We start from the raw sequence: 14,305 nt of genomic DNA on the forward strand, positions 1-14,305 counted from the left end.
CTGTGCCGATCCGGTGCCGACCCCGTGTCGGCGTGCCGATCCCGGCGCCGATCCCCGTGCCGGTCCGGTGCCAGACCCCGCACCGGGCCCCGCGCCGGTCCGGTGCCGCTCCCGTGCGCGGTCCGTGCCGGTCCGGTGCCGGCCCCGCACCGGGCCCCGTGCCCGTGAACGGCCGGATCTTGGCGGTCATCACCGTCCGGCTCTCATGTCGCTGTCCAGAGTGTCAAACTTCCAGGCCCGGTTTTGTACACATACGGCTCATGACGGGCCGGGGGGCAGGAGCGATAGCCTGGACCCGTGATCAGCGCGATACGCCGTGGGGGCAGCGGAGCCCCCGGCCTGCGCCCGGAGTGCCACCGTGCCCGGGTGATCGCTGACCCTTCCCATCCGGCCCGATCGCCAAAATTGGCCAATAACGGCCCGGACATCTCTCATCGCGGCATAACGTCGCCTCAGACCGGATACCCCGCGTCGTGGCGTTGTGTCTCTTTCACCTACGTCACGCAACGGCGCGCGACAGGAGCCAGAGGACATGCAGACCAAGCTGGACGATGCCAAGGCCGAGCTGCTCGAACGGGCCGCCCGGGTAGCTGAGCACAGCCCGGTCGGGGGGAAACTCCAGACCGAGGCCGAGAGCGGGGAACGTCCGGACCAGGACACCGTTCTCGCCTACCTCCAGCGCTACTACCTGCACACGGCTCCCGAGGACCTCCTGGACCGGGACCCGGTGGACGTCTTTGGCGCGGCGCTGTCCCACTACCGGCTGGCCGAGAACCGCCCCCAGGGCACGGCCAGCGTGCGCGTGCACACGCCCACCGTGGAAGAGAACGGGTGGACGTGCAGCCACTCCGTCGTCGAGGTCGTGACGGACGACATGCCCTTCCTCGTCGACTCGGTGACCAACGAGCTGTCACGCCAGGGCCGCGGCATCCACGTCGTCATCCACCCCCAGTTCGTCGTCCGCCGCGATGTGGCGGGCAAGCTCATCGAGGTGCTCGGCGACGGCGGCGACAAGAAGGACCGGCACGACACCCTCACCGAGTCCTGGATCCACGTCGAGATCGACCGCGAGACCGACCGCGCCGACCTCAAGCAGATCACCGCCGACCTGCTGCGCGTCCTGTCCGACGTCCGCGAGACCGTCGAGGACTGGGAGAAGATGCGCGACGCCGCGCTGCGCATCGCCGAGAACCTGCCCAAGGAGCCGATCGCCGACGACCTGCGCAACACGGAGGTCGAGGAGGCCCGCGAGCTGCTGCGCTGGCTGGCCGACGACCACTTCACCTTCCTCGGCTACCGCGAGTACCAGCTCACCGAGGAGGACGCGCTCGCCGCCGTACCCGGCACCGGCCTGGGCATCCTGCGCTCCGACCCGCACCACAGCGGCGACGAGGCCCACCCCGTCTCGCCGTCCTTCAACCGCCTCCCGCGCGACGCCCGCGCCAAGGCGCGCGAGCACAAGCTGCTGATCCTGACGAAGGCCAACAGCCGCGCGACCGTGCACCGCCCGTCGTACCTGGACTACGTCGGCGTCAAGAAGTTCGACGAGCAGGGCAACGTCGTCGGCGAGCGGCGCTTCCTCGGGCTGTTCTCGTCCGCCGCGTACACCGAGTCCGTCCGCCGCGTCCCGGTCGTCCGCCGCAAGGTCGCCGAGGTCCTGGAGAAGGCGGGTTTCTCGCCCAACAGCCACGACGGCCGCGACCTGCTCCAGATCCTGGAGACCTACCCGCGCGACGAGCTGTTCCAGACGTCCGTCGACGAGCTGCTGCCCATCGTCACCAGCGTGCTCTACCTCCAGGAGCGCCGCCGGCTCCGGCTCTACCTGCGCCAGGACGAGTACGGGCGCTACTACTCCGCCCTCGTCTACCTGCCGCGCGACCGCTTCAACACCACCGTCCGGCTGCGGATCATCGACATCCTGAAGGAGGAGCTCGGCGGCACCAGCGTCGACTTCACCGCCTGGAACACCGAGTCGATCCTCTCCCGGCTGCACTTCGTCGTCCGCGTCCCGCAGGGCACCGAGCTCACCCCGCTCACCGAGGCCGATGCCGAGCGCATCGAGGCCCGGCTCGTCGAAGCCGCCCGCTCCTGGGAGGACGGCTTCGGCGAGGCGCTCAACGCCGAGATGGGCGAGGAGCGCGCCGCCGAGCTGCTGCGCCGTTACGGCAACGCCTTCCCCGAGGGTTACAAGGCCGACCACACGCCGCGCGCCGCCGTCTCCGACCTCGCCCACCTGGAGCAGCTGGTCCGGGGCGAGAGGGACTTCGCGCTCTCCCTGTACGAGCCGGTCGGCGCCGGCCCCGGCGAGCGCCGCTTCAAGATCTACAAGACGGGCGCGCAGATCTCCCTGTCCGCCGTCCTGCCGGTCCTCAACCGGCTCGGTGTCGAGGTCGTCGACGAGCGCCCGTACGAGCTGCGCTGCGCGGACCGTACGCAGGCGTGGATCTACGACTTCGGGCTGCGCATGCCGCAGAGCTCGACCGCTTCCGCCAGCGGCGACTACCTGGCCGACGACGCGCGTGAGCGGTTCCAGGAGGCGTTCGCCGCGACCTGGACCGGCCGGGCCGAGAACGACGGCTTCAACGCGCTGGTGCTCAGCGCGGGGCTGAGCTGGCGCCAGGCGATGGTGCTGCGCGCGTACGCCAAGTACCTGCGCCAGGCCGGTTCCACGTTCAGCCAGGACTACATGGAGGACACCCTCCGCCACAACGTCCACACCACCCGGCTGCTGGTCTCCCTCTTCGAGGCGCGGATGTCTCCGGAGCGGCAGCGGGCCGGCACCGAGCTGACCGACGGCCTGATGGAGGAGCTGGACGGCGCGCTCGACCAGGTCGCGAGCCTGGACGAGGACCGGATCCTGCGGTCCTTCCTCACCGTCATCAAGGCCACCCTCCGCACCAACTTCTTCCAGAAGGCGGAGAGCGGCGAGGCGCACGCCTATGTGTCGATGAAGTTCGACCCGCAGGCCATCCCCGACCTGCCGGCGCCGCGCCCCGCGTACGAGATCTGGGTGTACTCGCCGCGCGTGGAGGGCGTCCACCTGCGCTTCGGGAAGGTCGCGCGTGGCGGTCTGCGCTGGTCCGACCGGCGCGAGGACTTCCGTACCGAGATCCTGGGCCTGGTCAAGGCGCAGATGGTGAAGAACACCGTCATCGTGCCGGTCGGCGCCAAGGGCGGGTTCGTCGCCAAGCAGCTGCCGGACCCGGCCGTCGACCGTGACGCGTGGCTGGCCGAGGGCATCGCCTGCTACAAGACGTTCATCTCGGCGCTGCTCGACATCACCGACAACATGGTGGCGGGCGAGGTCGTGCCGCCGGTCGACGTCGTCCGGCACGACGGGGACGACACCTACCTCGTCGTCGCCGCCGACAAGGGCACCGCGACCTTCTCCGACATCGCCAACGAGGTCGCCGTCGCGTACGGCTTCTGGCTGGGCGACGCGTTCGCCTCCGGCGGCTCGGCCGGGTACGACCACAAGGGCATGGGCATCACCGCCCGTGGCGCCTGGGAGTCGGTCAAGCGGCACTTCCGCGAGCTGGGCCACGACACCCAGACCCAGGACTTCACGGTCGTGGGCGTCGGCGACATGTCCGGTGACGTGTTCGGCAACGGCATGCTGCTCTCCGAGCACATCCGGCTGGTGGCGGCCTTCGACCACCGGCACATCTTCATCGACCCGAACCCGGACGCGGCCGTCTCGTACGCCGAGCGCCGCCGCCTGTTCGAGCTGCCGCGCAGCTCCTGGGCCGACTACGACAAGCAGCTGCTGTCCCCGGGCGGCGGCATCCACCCGCGTACCGCCAAGTCGATCCCGGTCAACGCGCACATGCGGGCCGCGCTCGGCATCGAGGGCCCCGTCACCAAGCTGACCCCGGCCGAGCTGATGCAGGCGATCCTCAAGGCGCCGGTCGACCTGCTGTGGAACGGCGGCATCGGTACGTACGTCAAGGCCACCACCGAGACGCACGGCGACGTCGGCGACAAGGCCAACGACGCCATCCGCGTCAACGGTGAGGAGCTGCGCGTCAAGGTCGTCGGCGAGGGCGGCAACCTGGGCCTGACCCAGCTCGGCCGGATCGAGTTCGCCCGCAAGGGTGGTCCGGACGGCGAGGGCGGCAAGATCAACACCGACGCCATCGACAACAGCGCCGGCGTGGACACCTCCGACCACGAGGTGAACATCAAGATCCTGCTCAACGCCCTGGTGGCGGACGGCGACATGACCGTCAAGCAGCGCAACAAGATCCTCGCCGAGATGACCGACGAGGTCGGCGCGCTGGTGCTGCGCAACAACTACGCGCAGAACGTCGCCCTGGCCAACGCGGTCCGGCAGTCCCCGTCCCTCCTCCACGCCCACCAGCGCTTCATGCGCCGCCTGGGCCGCGAGGGCAAGCTCGACAGGGCGCTGGAGTTCCTGCCGAGCGACCGGCAGATCCGCGAGCTGCTCAACGCCGGCAAGGGGCTCAGCCAGCCCGAGCTGGCCGTGCTGCTCGCCTACACCAAGATCACGGTGGCGGAGGAGCTGATCCACACGGATCTGCCCGACGACCCCTACCTGCGCAAGCTGCTGCACGAGTACTTCCCCTCCAAGCTGCGCGAGGAGTTCGCCGAGCAGATCGACGCCCACGCGCTGCGCCGGGAGATCATCACGACGGTGCTGGTCAACGACACCGTCAACACCGGCGGCTCGACGTTCCTGCACCGGCTGCGCGAGGAGACCGGCGCGTCGGTGGAGGAGATCGTCCGGGCGCACTGCGCGGCCCGCGCGATCTTCGGGCTGAACACCGTGTGGGACGCCGTCGAGGAGCTCGACAACCGCGTCGCGGCCGACGTCCAGACCCGTATCCGGCTGCACTCGCGGCGCCTGGTCGAGCGCGGTACGCGCTGGCTGCTGGGCAACCGGCCGCAGCCGGTGCGGCTCGCGGAGACGGTCGAGTTCTTCGCGGACCGGGTCGAGCAGGTGTGGGCGCAGCTGCCGAAGATGCTGCGCGGCGCCGACCTGGAGTGGTACGAGTCGATCGTGGACGAGCTGACCGGGGCGGGCGTCCCGGACGAGCTGGCGCTGCGGGTGGCCGGGTTCTCGTCCGCCTTCCCGACGCTCGACATCGTGGCGATCGCGGACCGGACGGGCAAGGACCCGATGGCGGTCGCCGAGGTGTACTACGACCTGGCCGACCGGCTGAGCATCACCCAGCTGATGGACCGGATCATCGAGCTGCCGCGTGCCGACCGCTGGCAGTCGATGGCCCGCGCCTCCATCCGCGAGGACCTGTACGCCGCGCACGCCGCGCTCACCGCGGACGTGCTGTCGGCGGGCAACGGCACCTCGACGCCGGAGGAGCGGTTCAAGGCGTGGGAGCAGAGGAACGCCGCGATCCTGAGCCGGGCGCGCACGACGCTGGAGGAGATCCAGAGCTCGGACTCGTTCGACCTGGCCAACCTGTCGGTGGCGATGCGGACCATGCGGACGCTGCTGCGTACGCACAGCTGATCGCCGAGCGCTGAGAAGGGCGCCCGCCGCATCCGGTGGGCGCCCTTCGGCCGGTCACAGCCCTTTGAGCGACGGCGGCCCCGGCACCGTCGAGGCCCACAGCCGCCGGCACGACAGCAGCGTGGCGGCGAGCAGCAGTCCGTTGCGCAGCGCCACCACCGCGACCCCGACCGGGGTGACCGTGATGACCTCCTCGTACAGCACGGGGTACGCCAGTGAACTGAGCGCCGCCGCCGGCAGCATCAGCAGCGCCACCTGCCGCTGACTGGTCTCCCGGCAGGTCAGGCAGACCGCCGCGAGCCCCAGCAGCCACACCATGTACTGGGGGCTGATCACCCTGCTGGTCACCGTGAACAGCAGCACGGCGGTGAGCGCGGCGTCCAGCGGGGTCGCCGCGCTCCACTGCCAGGACCGCACCCGCCACAGCAGCAGCCAGCAGAAGGCGAGCCCGGTCAGCAGCAGCGCGAAGTGGGCCACGCCGGTCGCGTACGGCCCGGTGAGCTCGAAGGCCCCGTACCGGTACCGCACCTCCCCCGGCCACCACCCCGCCAGCCGCGCCAGCGACAGCGCGGTGCCGCCCAGCGACTCGATCTGCACGCCCCGGCCGCCCTGCTGGCGCGCGAAGTCCAGGGGGTGCGCGTACCCGAGCGCCAGGACGGTGAACAGCGCGCCCGCCGCCACCGTCGCCCACGCCCAGGCCCGGCGCGTGAGGTGCCCGCGGGGCGTGCCGATCAGGGTGAGCAGGGGCCACACCTTGACCATGGCGCCGATCCCGGCGAGCGCGCCGCCGACGCGGGAGCGGCCGGCGCGCAGCGCCAGCAGCGCCAGTACGGCCAGGGCGGTGACCTGGACGTCGTACCGCGCCAGGGGCAGGTGCAGCAGCAGCGGCAGCCCGATCACCCAGAGCCACGCACCGCTCGCGCCGGCCCGGGCGAGCGCGAAGGTGATGACGGCGTCGGCGAGGAGCGTGAGCGCGACGAACGCCTGGTAGTACGTCAGCCCGGGTACCAGGCCCGGCGCCAGGATGGCGAGCCCGGCGCCGGGCGGGTACTGCCAGGTGGCGTCACCGGGCGGGAAGGTGCCTTGCGAGAGCAGCTGGTGCCAGTGCCGGTACAGCAGGTAGACCTCGCGGCCCAGCCCGCCGATGCCGAGGGTGTCGCGCCACAGCAGCAGCAGCATCCCGGCGCGGGTGAGGGCCCATACGGCGGTCAGCGCGAGCGCGGGTGACCGGTCCGTGAACAGAGGTGTGCGGCGTGCGCTGATCCGATAGATGGTCATCGGTGCGCACTTTAACCCGCTATGGGCTATTTCTTCGCGGTGTGTGCCTCATACGCGTCGACCACGTCCGCCGACGGGCCGTCCATCAGCAGTTTTCCGGCCTCCAGCCAGATCGCCCGGTCGCACGTTTGCCGGATCGCCCCATTGCTGTGGCTGACGAGGAACACGGTCCCGGCCCGCTCGCGCAGCTCGCCGATGCGCTCCTGGCTGCGGCGCTGGAACCTCGCGTCGCCGGTCGCCAGCGCCTCGTCGATCAGCAGGACGTCGTGGGACTTGGCGGCGGCGATGGAGAACCGCAGCCGGGCGCCCATGCCGGAGGAGTAGGTGCGCATCGGCAGCGAGATGAAGTCGCCCTTCTCGTTGATCCCGGAGAAGTCGACGATGTCGTCGTACCGCTCCTTGATCTCCTCGCGGGACATGCCCATCGCGAGCCCGCCCAGGATGACGTTGCGCTCGCCGGTCAGGTCGCCCATCAGGGCGGCGTTCACGCCGAGCAGGGAGGGCTGGCCGTGGGTGTAGATCCGGCCCTGGCTGGTGGGTTGCAGGCCGGCGATGGCCTTGAGCAGGGTGGACTTGCCCGAGCCGTTGGAGCCGATCAGGCCGATCGCCTCGCCCTTGTACGCGGCGAAACTGACGCCCTTGACGGCATGGACGGTCCGGGTGCCCGGCGACGCCGTGCGCGTACGGGACAGGAGCCGGCCGAGCGCGGCCGTCGCGCTGCCCTTGCCGCCCTTGCCGGCGCCCTGGACGGTGTACGTGATGTGCACGCCGTCGGCGACGACGGTCGGAATCCGCTCTTCGGTACTGCGCGGGTCAGCCACGGCCGTAGGTCTCCTCTGCCTTCCAGAACCAGATGAAACCGCCCACGGCGGCGAACAGCGCCCAGCCGGTGGCGACAGCCCAGACGTGCGGCGGCAGCTGGGCGGAGGTGAAGCTGTCGATGAGCGCGAAGCGCACGAGGTCGATGTAGACGGCGGCCGGATTGCACTCCAGCGCCAGCAGCACGGCGTGCGGCAGGTGGTTGTGCGCCAGGACGTGGTCGACGCTCCACATCACACCGGACACGTACATCCAGGTACGCAGCAGGAACGGCATCAGCTGCGCGATGTCGGGGGTGCGGGCGGCGAGCCGCGCCATGACCAGCGAGACGCCGGTGTTGAACAGCGACTGCAGGGCGAGCGCGGGGGCGGCGAGCAGCCAGGACCAGCCGGGCGTGACACCGAAGCAGAACAGGATGACGACCAGCGCGCACAGCGAGAAGACCAGTTGCTGGAGCTGCTGGAGGGCCAGGGAGATGGGCAGGCTGGCGCGCGGGAAGTGCAGGGCGCGTACGAGACCGATGTTGCCGCTGACGGCGCGGGTACCGGCCATGATCGAACTGGACGTGAACGTCCAGATGAAGACGCCGGTGACCAGGAACGGCACGAAGTCGGGGACGCCGGCCCTGGTGTTCATCAGCACGCCGAAGATGACGTAGTACACCGCCGCGTTGAGCAGGGGCGTCATCACCTGCCACACCTGGCCCAGCCTGGCCTGGCTGTACTGCGCGGTGAGGCGGGCGGTGGCGAAGGCGGTGATGAAGTGCCGCCGGGACCACAGCTGCCGGAGGTAGTCGGGCAGGGGCGGCCGGGCGCCGCTGACGGTCAGCCCGTGGCGGAGGGCGAGGGCCCGGAGGTCCTCCGCTCCCTGCGCGTCCATAGCCTCCTTCAGGTCCCGCACGTCCTTCACCGGTGGTGGGGGTGCGAGTGTCCGCGTGCTCACTGGGCATCTCCTCGGCAAGGGGGTGACGACGGAACGGACCCGTTTCGTCGCTACGGCGAGACTAGGACGTGCATACGTCGCAACGCAACCGTCCCGTCGTGACGTGGGCGTGGCGCTATGATCCGGGGCATGACCACACCGCCGCCCCGCCGGCCGCCCGCCGGAGCCGCCGTGCTCCGGGAGGACGTCACCGAAGCGATCCGTGCCGCCGTCTTCGAGGAACTGGCGGCGGTCGGCTTCGCCCGGATGTCCATCGAGGGCATCGCGCGGCGGGCCGGCGTCGGCAAGACGGCCGTCTACCGGCGCTGGAAGTCCAAGCTGTCGCTCGTCCTCGACCTGCTGACCGCGTTCGCCGCGCAGGGCCTGCCCGCACCGGCCACGGGCTCGCTGTACGGAGACGTCCGCGCCCTCCTGGAGGTCGCCGCGCACGCGCTGCGCCACCCGGTCGCCTCGCAGGTCATCCCTGACCTGCTGGTCGAGGCCGCCCGCCATCCCGAGATCGCCGACGCGATCAAGGCGGCCCTGCTGGACAGCCAGCAGGGCGTGGCCGCGGTCGTCGTCCGCGAGGCGGTGGCCCGCGGCGAACTCCCCGTCGACGCGGATGCCGACCGCGCCCTGGACCTGATCATCGGCCCGCTCTACTGGCGCCTGGTCGTGGTCCGCACCCCGCTGCCGCAGGGGTACCTGGACGACCTGGCCACGGCCGCCGTCGCCGCGCTCAAGAGCTGAGGGACACCCCCGTCACCCGGTCGGACGCGCTTCGGTGACGCCCGGCGCGCGGGGCGGTTGGGCCTGCCGACACGAAAGGACGGTGGGCCGGTGCGTGCGCTCGGCATTGACGGCGCGTGGGTCATGGAACCCCGCGTCTTCCACGACAGCAGGGGCAGTTTCCACGAGTGGTTCCGGGCGCCGGAGCTCCATGAGGCGGCCGGGTACGGCCTCGGGCTCGCCCAGGCCAACTGCTCGGTCTCCGCGCGCGGCACCCTGCGCGGCGTCCACTTCGCGGACGTGCCGCCCGGCCAGGCCAAGTACGTGACGTGCGTACGTGGCGCGGTGGTGGACGTGGTGGTCGACATCCGCACGGGCTCGCCGACCTACCGCGCCTGGGAGGCGGTCGAGCTCGACGACCGCGACCACCGGGCCGTCCACCTCGCGGAGGGGCTGGGGCACGCGTTCATGGCGCTCACCGACGACGCGACCGTCGTCTACCTCTGCTCGCGCGGCTACGCCCCCACCCGGGAGCACGGCATCCACCCGCTCGACCCGGACCTCGCCATCGACTGGCCGGCCGGCCTCACCCCCGTACTGTCCGAGAAGGACGCCACGGCCCCCACGCTCGCCGAGGCCGAGGCGGCGGGCCTGCTGCCGTCGTACGCGGCGTGTGTCCAGTGGTACGAGGGGCTGCGGGCCGGCCCTCGGGGGGACGAGACCGGGGCGTCGCCGCTCATTCCGGCGAGCCGCTGACGGGCGGCTGCGGAGCCGGAACCATCGAGCGCCGGGCACCGCCTCGGGTGAGGCGGGTGCCCGGCGCTCGATCTGATGGTGCGTCAGCGCCTACCAGCGGTACCAGCGGCCGCGTGTGCCGCCGTGGCCCGCCGGGCGGACGAGGAACCCGACCACCCAGACGACCAGCACGATGGCCGCGATCCACCAGAGGATCTCTACGGCGAAACCCGCACCGAAAAGAATCAGGGCGAGAAGCAGAACGAGAAGAAGCGGGACCATGGTTATCAACCTCCGAAGCCCCTCGTGCCCGGCATAAAGAAGATCGCACAATCCAGATCTTCTTTTCTTCCCGGGTTTGCGTGCCGGTGTTTCGGCAAGACGGGAGGAGAATCACGTCGTCAACTTTTTGGGAGAGTGATTCCGGTGGCAGCCGACGAGAAGGCGCAGGCCAAGACCGAGCAGGCCAAGGGCAAGGCCAAGGAGGCGATCGGGCGCGCCGTGGGCAACGAGCGTATGACCGCCGAGGGCCGCGCCGAGCAGTCCAAGGGCGATCTGCGGCAGGCGAAGGAGAACACCAAGGACGCCTTCCGCCACTGATGCGCCACTGATGTGAGTCGTTGAGTACGGCCCGCTTCCCGGGAGGGAAGCGGGCCGTATTCATGACCGGGGATCATGACCGGGATTCATGACCGGTATTCACCAGCGGAAATCACGACCGGGTTGCCGCGCCGCGTTTCCGCGCGGTGTGACGTCTGCTCACCCGTCCCCGCCGGACGGGGTGAAGCAGGCGGTGATGGTCTTGCCGTGCTGCTGGGCGTGGGTGTGCCAGTGATCCGCCAGCGCGTCGACCAGGGCCAGGCCCCGGCCGCCCGTCGAGACGGTGTCAGGCGCGCGCGGGGTCGGCATCCCGCTGCCGCCGGAGTCGTGGACACTGACGTGCAGGCACCGGTTGTCCCAGGTCAGCACCACCTGGGCGGAACTGCGGGCGTGGACATGCGCGTTGGTGATGAGCTCCGACACCGTGAGCAGCACGTCGTCCGTCGTCTCGGGGGCGCTCTCGGTCCAGCCCAGGGACTCCAGGTGCTCGCGTGCCCAGCACCGCCCCGCTCGTACGCCACCCGAAACGGGAAAGCTCCGCGCCCAGCCCACGGCCTTCATCGACGAGTCGGCCATCGTGTCTCCTTGCGTCCGGGGTCCGGCCATCCGCGTGTACCCCGGACCGGGGAAGGCAACGGCCTCGGCGCCCGGTTGTCAGGGCCCGGTGCCGGCGGCGGTGAGCCGCAGCGCGGGGAGCGCTTCCCGCAGCGCCTCCCGCCAGTCCCGCAGCGGGGGCAGGTCCGCCTCGCGCCAGCGGTCGTGGCCCAGCACGCTGTACGCGGGACGGGGTGCCGGGCGCGGGTAGGCCGCGCTCGTGGTGGGCCGCACCCGGCCCGGGTCCGCGCCCAGCAGCCGGAACGTCTCACGGGCCAGGTCCCACCACGTGCCGTCGCCGGCGTTCGTGGCGTGGTAGACGCCCGGCGGCGCGCCACAGCGGCCCAGGGCGACCAGCCGGCGGGCGAGGTCGGCGCTCCAGGTGGGCTGGCCGCGCTGGTCGTCCACCACGTCCACGTACTCCCGCGACGCCTCCGAACGCAGCATCGCCCGTACGAAGTTGGCGCCCCCCGCCCCGTACAGCCACGCCGTCCGCACCACGTACCCGTGCTCGGGCAGCAGTTCCAGCACCGCCCGCTCGCCGGCCAGCTTGGTGCGGCCGTACGCGGTGCGCGGGGCGGGCGGCGTGCCCTCGGCGTACGGCACGCGCGCGTGGCCGTCGAACACGTAGTCCGTCGACACGTGCAGCAGCACGCACCCCACCGAGGCGCACGCCTCCGCCAGGTGGCGCACCCCCGTGCCGTTCACCGCCAGGGCCTCGCCCTCGCGCGTCTCGGCGTCGTCCACCGCCGTCCAGGCCGCGCAGTTGACGACCACCGAAGGGCGCAGTGCCGCCAGCGCCGCCCGCACCGCGACCGGGTCGCGCACGTCCAGCTCCCGCCGCGTCAGGCCCACCGCGTCGCCGCCCAGGCACCTGAGCACGTCCCGGCCGAGCATCCCGCCGGCGCCCGTGACCAGCCAACTCACAGCGCCGCCCGGCCGAGCAGGGGCTGCCACCAGGAACGGTTCTCCCGGTACCAGGCGACCGTCTCCGCCAGGCCCGTCGCGAAGTCCTTGCCCGGCCGGTAGCCCAGCTCCTCGCGGATCTTCGTCCAGTCGACCGAGTACCGCCGGTCGTGGCCCTTGCGGTCCTCGACATGGTCGACCCGGGACCAGTGCGCGCCGCAGGCGTCGAGCAGCGCGCTGGTCAGCTCCCGGTTGGACAGCTCCGTGCCGCCGCCGATGTGGTAGATCTCGCCCGCCCGCCCCCGGGTGCGCACCAGCTCCACGCCGCGCACATGGTCGTCCACGTGCAGCCAGTCGCGCACGTGCGAGCCGTCCCCGTACAGCGGCACCCGGCCGCCCTCCAGGAGCCGCGTGATGAACAGGGGGATGACCTTCTCGGGGAACTGGTGGGGGCCGTAGTTGTTGGAGCAGCGCGTCACGCGCACGTCCAGGCCGTGCGTGCGGTGGTAGGCGAGCGCGATCAGGTCGGCGGACGCCTTGGACGCGGCGTACGGGGAGTTGGGCCGCACCGGCGCGTCCTCCGTCCAGGAGCCCTCCTCGATGGACCCGTACACCTCGTCCGTGGAGATGTGGACGAAGGTGGAGATACGGTTCCGCAGGGCCGCGTCCAGCAGTGTCTGCGTACCGAGCACATTGGTGCGGACGAACTCGGCGGCGCCCAGGATCGAGCGGTCCACGTGCGACTCGGCGGCGAAATGGACGATCTCGTCGTGTTCGGAGACCAGCTTGTCGACCAGGTCCGCGTCCCGGATGTCACCGTGCACGAACAGGAAACCGGGACGGTCCCGCACAGGGTCGAGGTTCGCGGGGTTCCCGGCGTAGGTGAGCCGGTCGAGGACCGTGACCTGGGCCTGGGTCTGGGCGTGGGCATGGCCGGGGCCTGGCGGCCCCAGCAGCGTACGGACGTAGTGCGAGCCGATGAAACCGGCTCCTCCGGTGACCAGGATGCGCGGGACGGACTTCATGCGGAGATCTGCACCTTGCTGTGATCGCCGAGCACCAGGCGGTGGGCGGCCGGGATGGGCGGGGCGGGGGTGATCTCGACGTTACGTCCGATGAGGGACGCCTCGACGCGCCCCACGCCGAGCAGCGAGGAGCCGCTGAGCACGATGGAGTACTCGATCTCGCTGTCCGTCACCCGGCAGTTCTCGGCGATGGACGTGGACGGGCCGATGTAGGAGTTCTCCACGACGGTGCCCGCGCCGATGATGACCGGCCCGACGATGCGCGAGCCGCGCACGGTCGCCCCGCCGCCGATGCGGACGCGGCCGATGATCTCGGTGGCGTCGTCCACGCTGCCGTCGTTGCGCGGGGTGAGCAGCTCCAGGACGGACCGGTTCACCTCCAGCATGTCCGCCACGTTGCCGGTGTCCTTCCAGTAGCCGGAGATGACCGTCGAGGTGACGGTGCGCCGCTCGTCGATGAGCCACTGGAGGGCGTCGGTGATCTCCAGCTCGCCGCGCGCGGACGGCTCGATGGACCGCACCGCCTCGTGCACGGCGGACGTGAAGAGGTACACGCCGACCAGCGCCAGGTCGCTGCGTGGCGCGGCCGGCTTCTCCTCCAGCCGGGCGACGCGCCCGTCGACGTCGAGCTCGGCGACCCCGAAGGCGCGCGGGTCGGGCACCTTGGTCAGCAGGATCTGGGCGGCGGGCCGGGTGGCGCGGAACTCCTCGACCAGCTCCGTGATTCCGCCGACGATGAAGTTGTCCCCCAGATACATCACGAAATCGTCGTCGCCGAGGAATTCGCGGGCGATCAGCACGGCGTGGGCGAGACCCAGCGGGGCGTGCTGGGGAATGTAGGTGACGTCCAGGCCGAAGCGCGACCCGTCGCCCACCGCGGCCCGGATCTCCTCGGCCGTGTCGCCGACGATGATGCCGACCTGCCGGATTCCGGCGGCGGCGATCGATTCGAGACCGTAGAAGAGCACGGGCTTGTTGGCGACCGGGACGAGCTGTTTGGCGGAGGTGTGCGTGATGGGGCGCAGCCGGGTGCCGGCGCCTCCGGAGAGTACGAGTGCTTTCACTGGGTGCCTGCCTCGGCTGACGGGGACAAGGTGCAGGTTGTGAACGAGAGTTGAGCGCCACGAATTACGTGCCGTGGTGGGCCATACGTGTGATTCGGTAAACCCGTTCCGGCGCTATAACGCCCGCGCAGTGAACTCCATTG

12 protein-coding genes are annotated in these 14,305 nt (G+C 71.0%); 4 read left to right on the plus strand and 8 right to left on the minus strand.

Translation table 11 applies throughout. The features are described 5' to 3' along the window. Nucleotides 1–532 precede the first annotated feature (532 nt). Complete coding sequence (locus QWM81_RS26505) at nt 533–5,491, plus strand: NAD-glutamate dehydrogenase (RefSeq protein ID WP_290114886.1); 4,959 nt, start codon at nt 533–535, stop codon at nt 5,489–5,491. Nucleotides 5,492–5,545: 54 nt separating this feature from the next. Here the strand turns inward: QWM81_RS26505 and QWM81_RS26510 are convergent, their stop codons facing one another. From QWM81_RS26510 to QWM81_RS26520, 3 genes are read right to left on the minus strand one after another with little or no spacing between them, the layout of a single operon-like run. Then, nucleotides 5,546–6,769 carry a glycosyltransferase 87 family protein gene (locus tag QWM81_RS26510; RefSeq protein WP_290114887.1) on the minus strand — a complete coding sequence of 408 codons (1,224 nt, stop codon included), beginning with the start codon at nt 6,767–6,769 and terminating at the stop codon, nt 5,546–5,548. Between the two features lie 26 nt (nt 6,770–6,795). Further along, a complete protein-coding gene (locus tag QWM81_RS26515; RefSeq protein WP_290114888.1) occupies nt 6,796–7,590 on the minus strand; it encodes an ABC transporter ATP-binding protein in 795 nt (264 codons plus the stop codon). Beyond that, nucleotides 7,583–8,467, minus strand: coding sequence for an ABC transporter permease (locus QWM81_RS26520; protein WP_290114908.1), 885 nt, complete (start codon nt 8,465–8,467; stop codon nt 7,583–7,585). The genes QWM81_RS26515 and QWM81_RS26520 overlap by 8 nt, the downstream gene beginning before the upstream one ends. 180 nt (nt 8,468–8,647) lie before the next feature. On the opposite strand from QWM81_RS26520, the gene QWM81_RS26525 reads away from it, so the two are divergent. Next, complete coding sequence (locus QWM81_RS26525; protein ID WP_290114889.1) at nt 8,648–9,259, plus strand: TetR/AcrR family transcriptional regulator; 612 nt, start codon at nt 8,648–8,650, stop codon at nt 9,257–9,259. A gap of 90 nt (nt 9,260–9,349) precedes the next feature. Further along, nucleotides 9,350–9,994 (plus strand): dTDP-4-dehydrorhamnose 3,5-epimerase family protein, encoded by a 645-nt coding sequence (locus QWM81_RS26530; RefSeq protein ID WP_290114890.1) that lies wholly within the window; start codon nt 9,350–9,352, stop codon nt 9,992–9,994. A gap of 90 nt (nt 9,995–10,084) precedes the next feature. Here the strand turns inward: QWM81_RS26530 and QWM81_RS26535 are convergent, their stop codons facing one another. Beyond that, entirely contained in the window at nt 10,085–10,255 is a 171-nt protein-coding gene (locus QWM81_RS26535) for a hydrophobic protein (RefSeq protein WP_290114891.1), read from the minus strand. 144 nt (nt 10,256–10,399) lie between these two features. Between QWM81_RS26535 and QWM81_RS26540 the strand changes: the two genes are divergently transcribed. Continuing rightward, nucleotides 10,400–10,573, plus strand: a complete 174-nt coding sequence (locus tag QWM81_RS26540; RefSeq protein ID WP_290114892.1) for a CsbD family protein — start codon at nt 10,400–10,402, stop codon at nt 10,571–10,573. Between the two features lie 159 nt (nt 10,574–10,732). Here the strand turns inward: QWM81_RS26540 and QWM81_RS26545 are convergent, their stop codons facing one another. From QWM81_RS26545 to QWM81_RS26560, 4 genes are all read right to left on the minus strand, one after another. Beyond that, nucleotides 10,733–11,149 (minus strand): ATP-binding protein, encoded by a 417-nt coding sequence (locus QWM81_RS26545; RefSeq protein ID WP_290114893.1) that lies wholly within the window; start codon nt 11,147–11,149, stop codon nt 10,733–10,735. 78 nt (nt 11,150–11,227) lie between these two features. Then, on the minus strand, nt 11,228–12,094 hold the full coding sequence (rfbD, locus tag QWM81_RS26550; RefSeq protein WP_290114894.1) for a dTDP-4-dehydrorhamnose reductase: 867 nt from the start codon (nt 12,092–12,094) through the stop codon (nt 11,228–11,230). Beyond that, complete coding sequence (gene rfbB / locus QWM81_RS26555; RefSeq protein ID WP_290114895.1) at nt 12,091–13,098, minus strand: dTDP-glucose 4,6-dehydratase; 1,008 nt, start codon at nt 13,096–13,098, stop codon at nt 12,091–12,093. The genes rfbD and rfbB overlap by 4 nt, the downstream gene beginning before the upstream one ends. Next, on the minus strand, nt 13,095–14,162 hold the full coding sequence (locus tag QWM81_RS26560) for a glucose-1-phosphate thymidylyltransferase (protein WP_290114896.1): 1,068 nt from the start codon (nt 14,160–14,162) through the stop codon (nt 13,095–13,097). Before QWM81_RS26560 ends, rfbB begins: the two co-directional genes overlap by 4 nt. Nucleotides 14,163–14,305 lie beyond the last annotated feature (143 nt).

Source organism: Streptomyces ficellus, assembly GCF_030406405.1.
GTDB classification, from domain to species: Bacteria; Actinomycetota; Actinomycetes; order Streptomycetales; family Streptomycetaceae; genus Streptomyces; species Streptomyces ficellus_B.

What these genes read in the sequence shown, in the direction of transcription:
- QWM81_RS26505 (WP_290114886.1), top strand. Translation starts at nt 533, where the DNA reads ATGCAGACCAAGCTGGACGATGCCAAGGCCGAGCTGCTCGAACGGGCC.
- QWM81_RS26510 (WP_290114887.1), bottom strand. Translation starts at nt 6,769, where the DNA reads ATGACCATCTATCGGATCAGCGCACGCCGCACACCTCTGTTCACGGAC.
- QWM81_RS26545 (WP_290114893.1), bottom strand. Translation starts at nt 11,149, where the DNA reads ATGGCCGACTCGTCGATGAAGGCCGTGGGCTGGGCGCGGAGCTTTCCC.
- QWM81_RS26535 (WP_290114891.1), bottom strand. Translation starts at nt 10,255, where the DNA reads ATGGTCCCGCTTCTTCTCGTTCTGCTTCTCGCCCTGATTCTTTTCGGT.
- rfbB (WP_290114895.1), bottom strand. Translation starts at nt 13,098, where the DNA reads ATGAAGTCCGTCCCGCGCATCCTGGTCACCGGAGGAGCCGGTTTCATC.
- QWM81_RS26525 (WP_290114889.1), top strand. Translation starts at nt 8,648, where the DNA reads ATGATCCGGGGCATGACCACACCGCCGCCCCGCCGGCCGCCCGCCGGA.
- QWM81_RS26520 (WP_290114908.1), bottom strand. Translation starts at nt 8,467, where the DNA reads ATGGACGCGCAGGGAGCGGAGGACCTCCGGGCCCTCGCCCTCCGCCAC.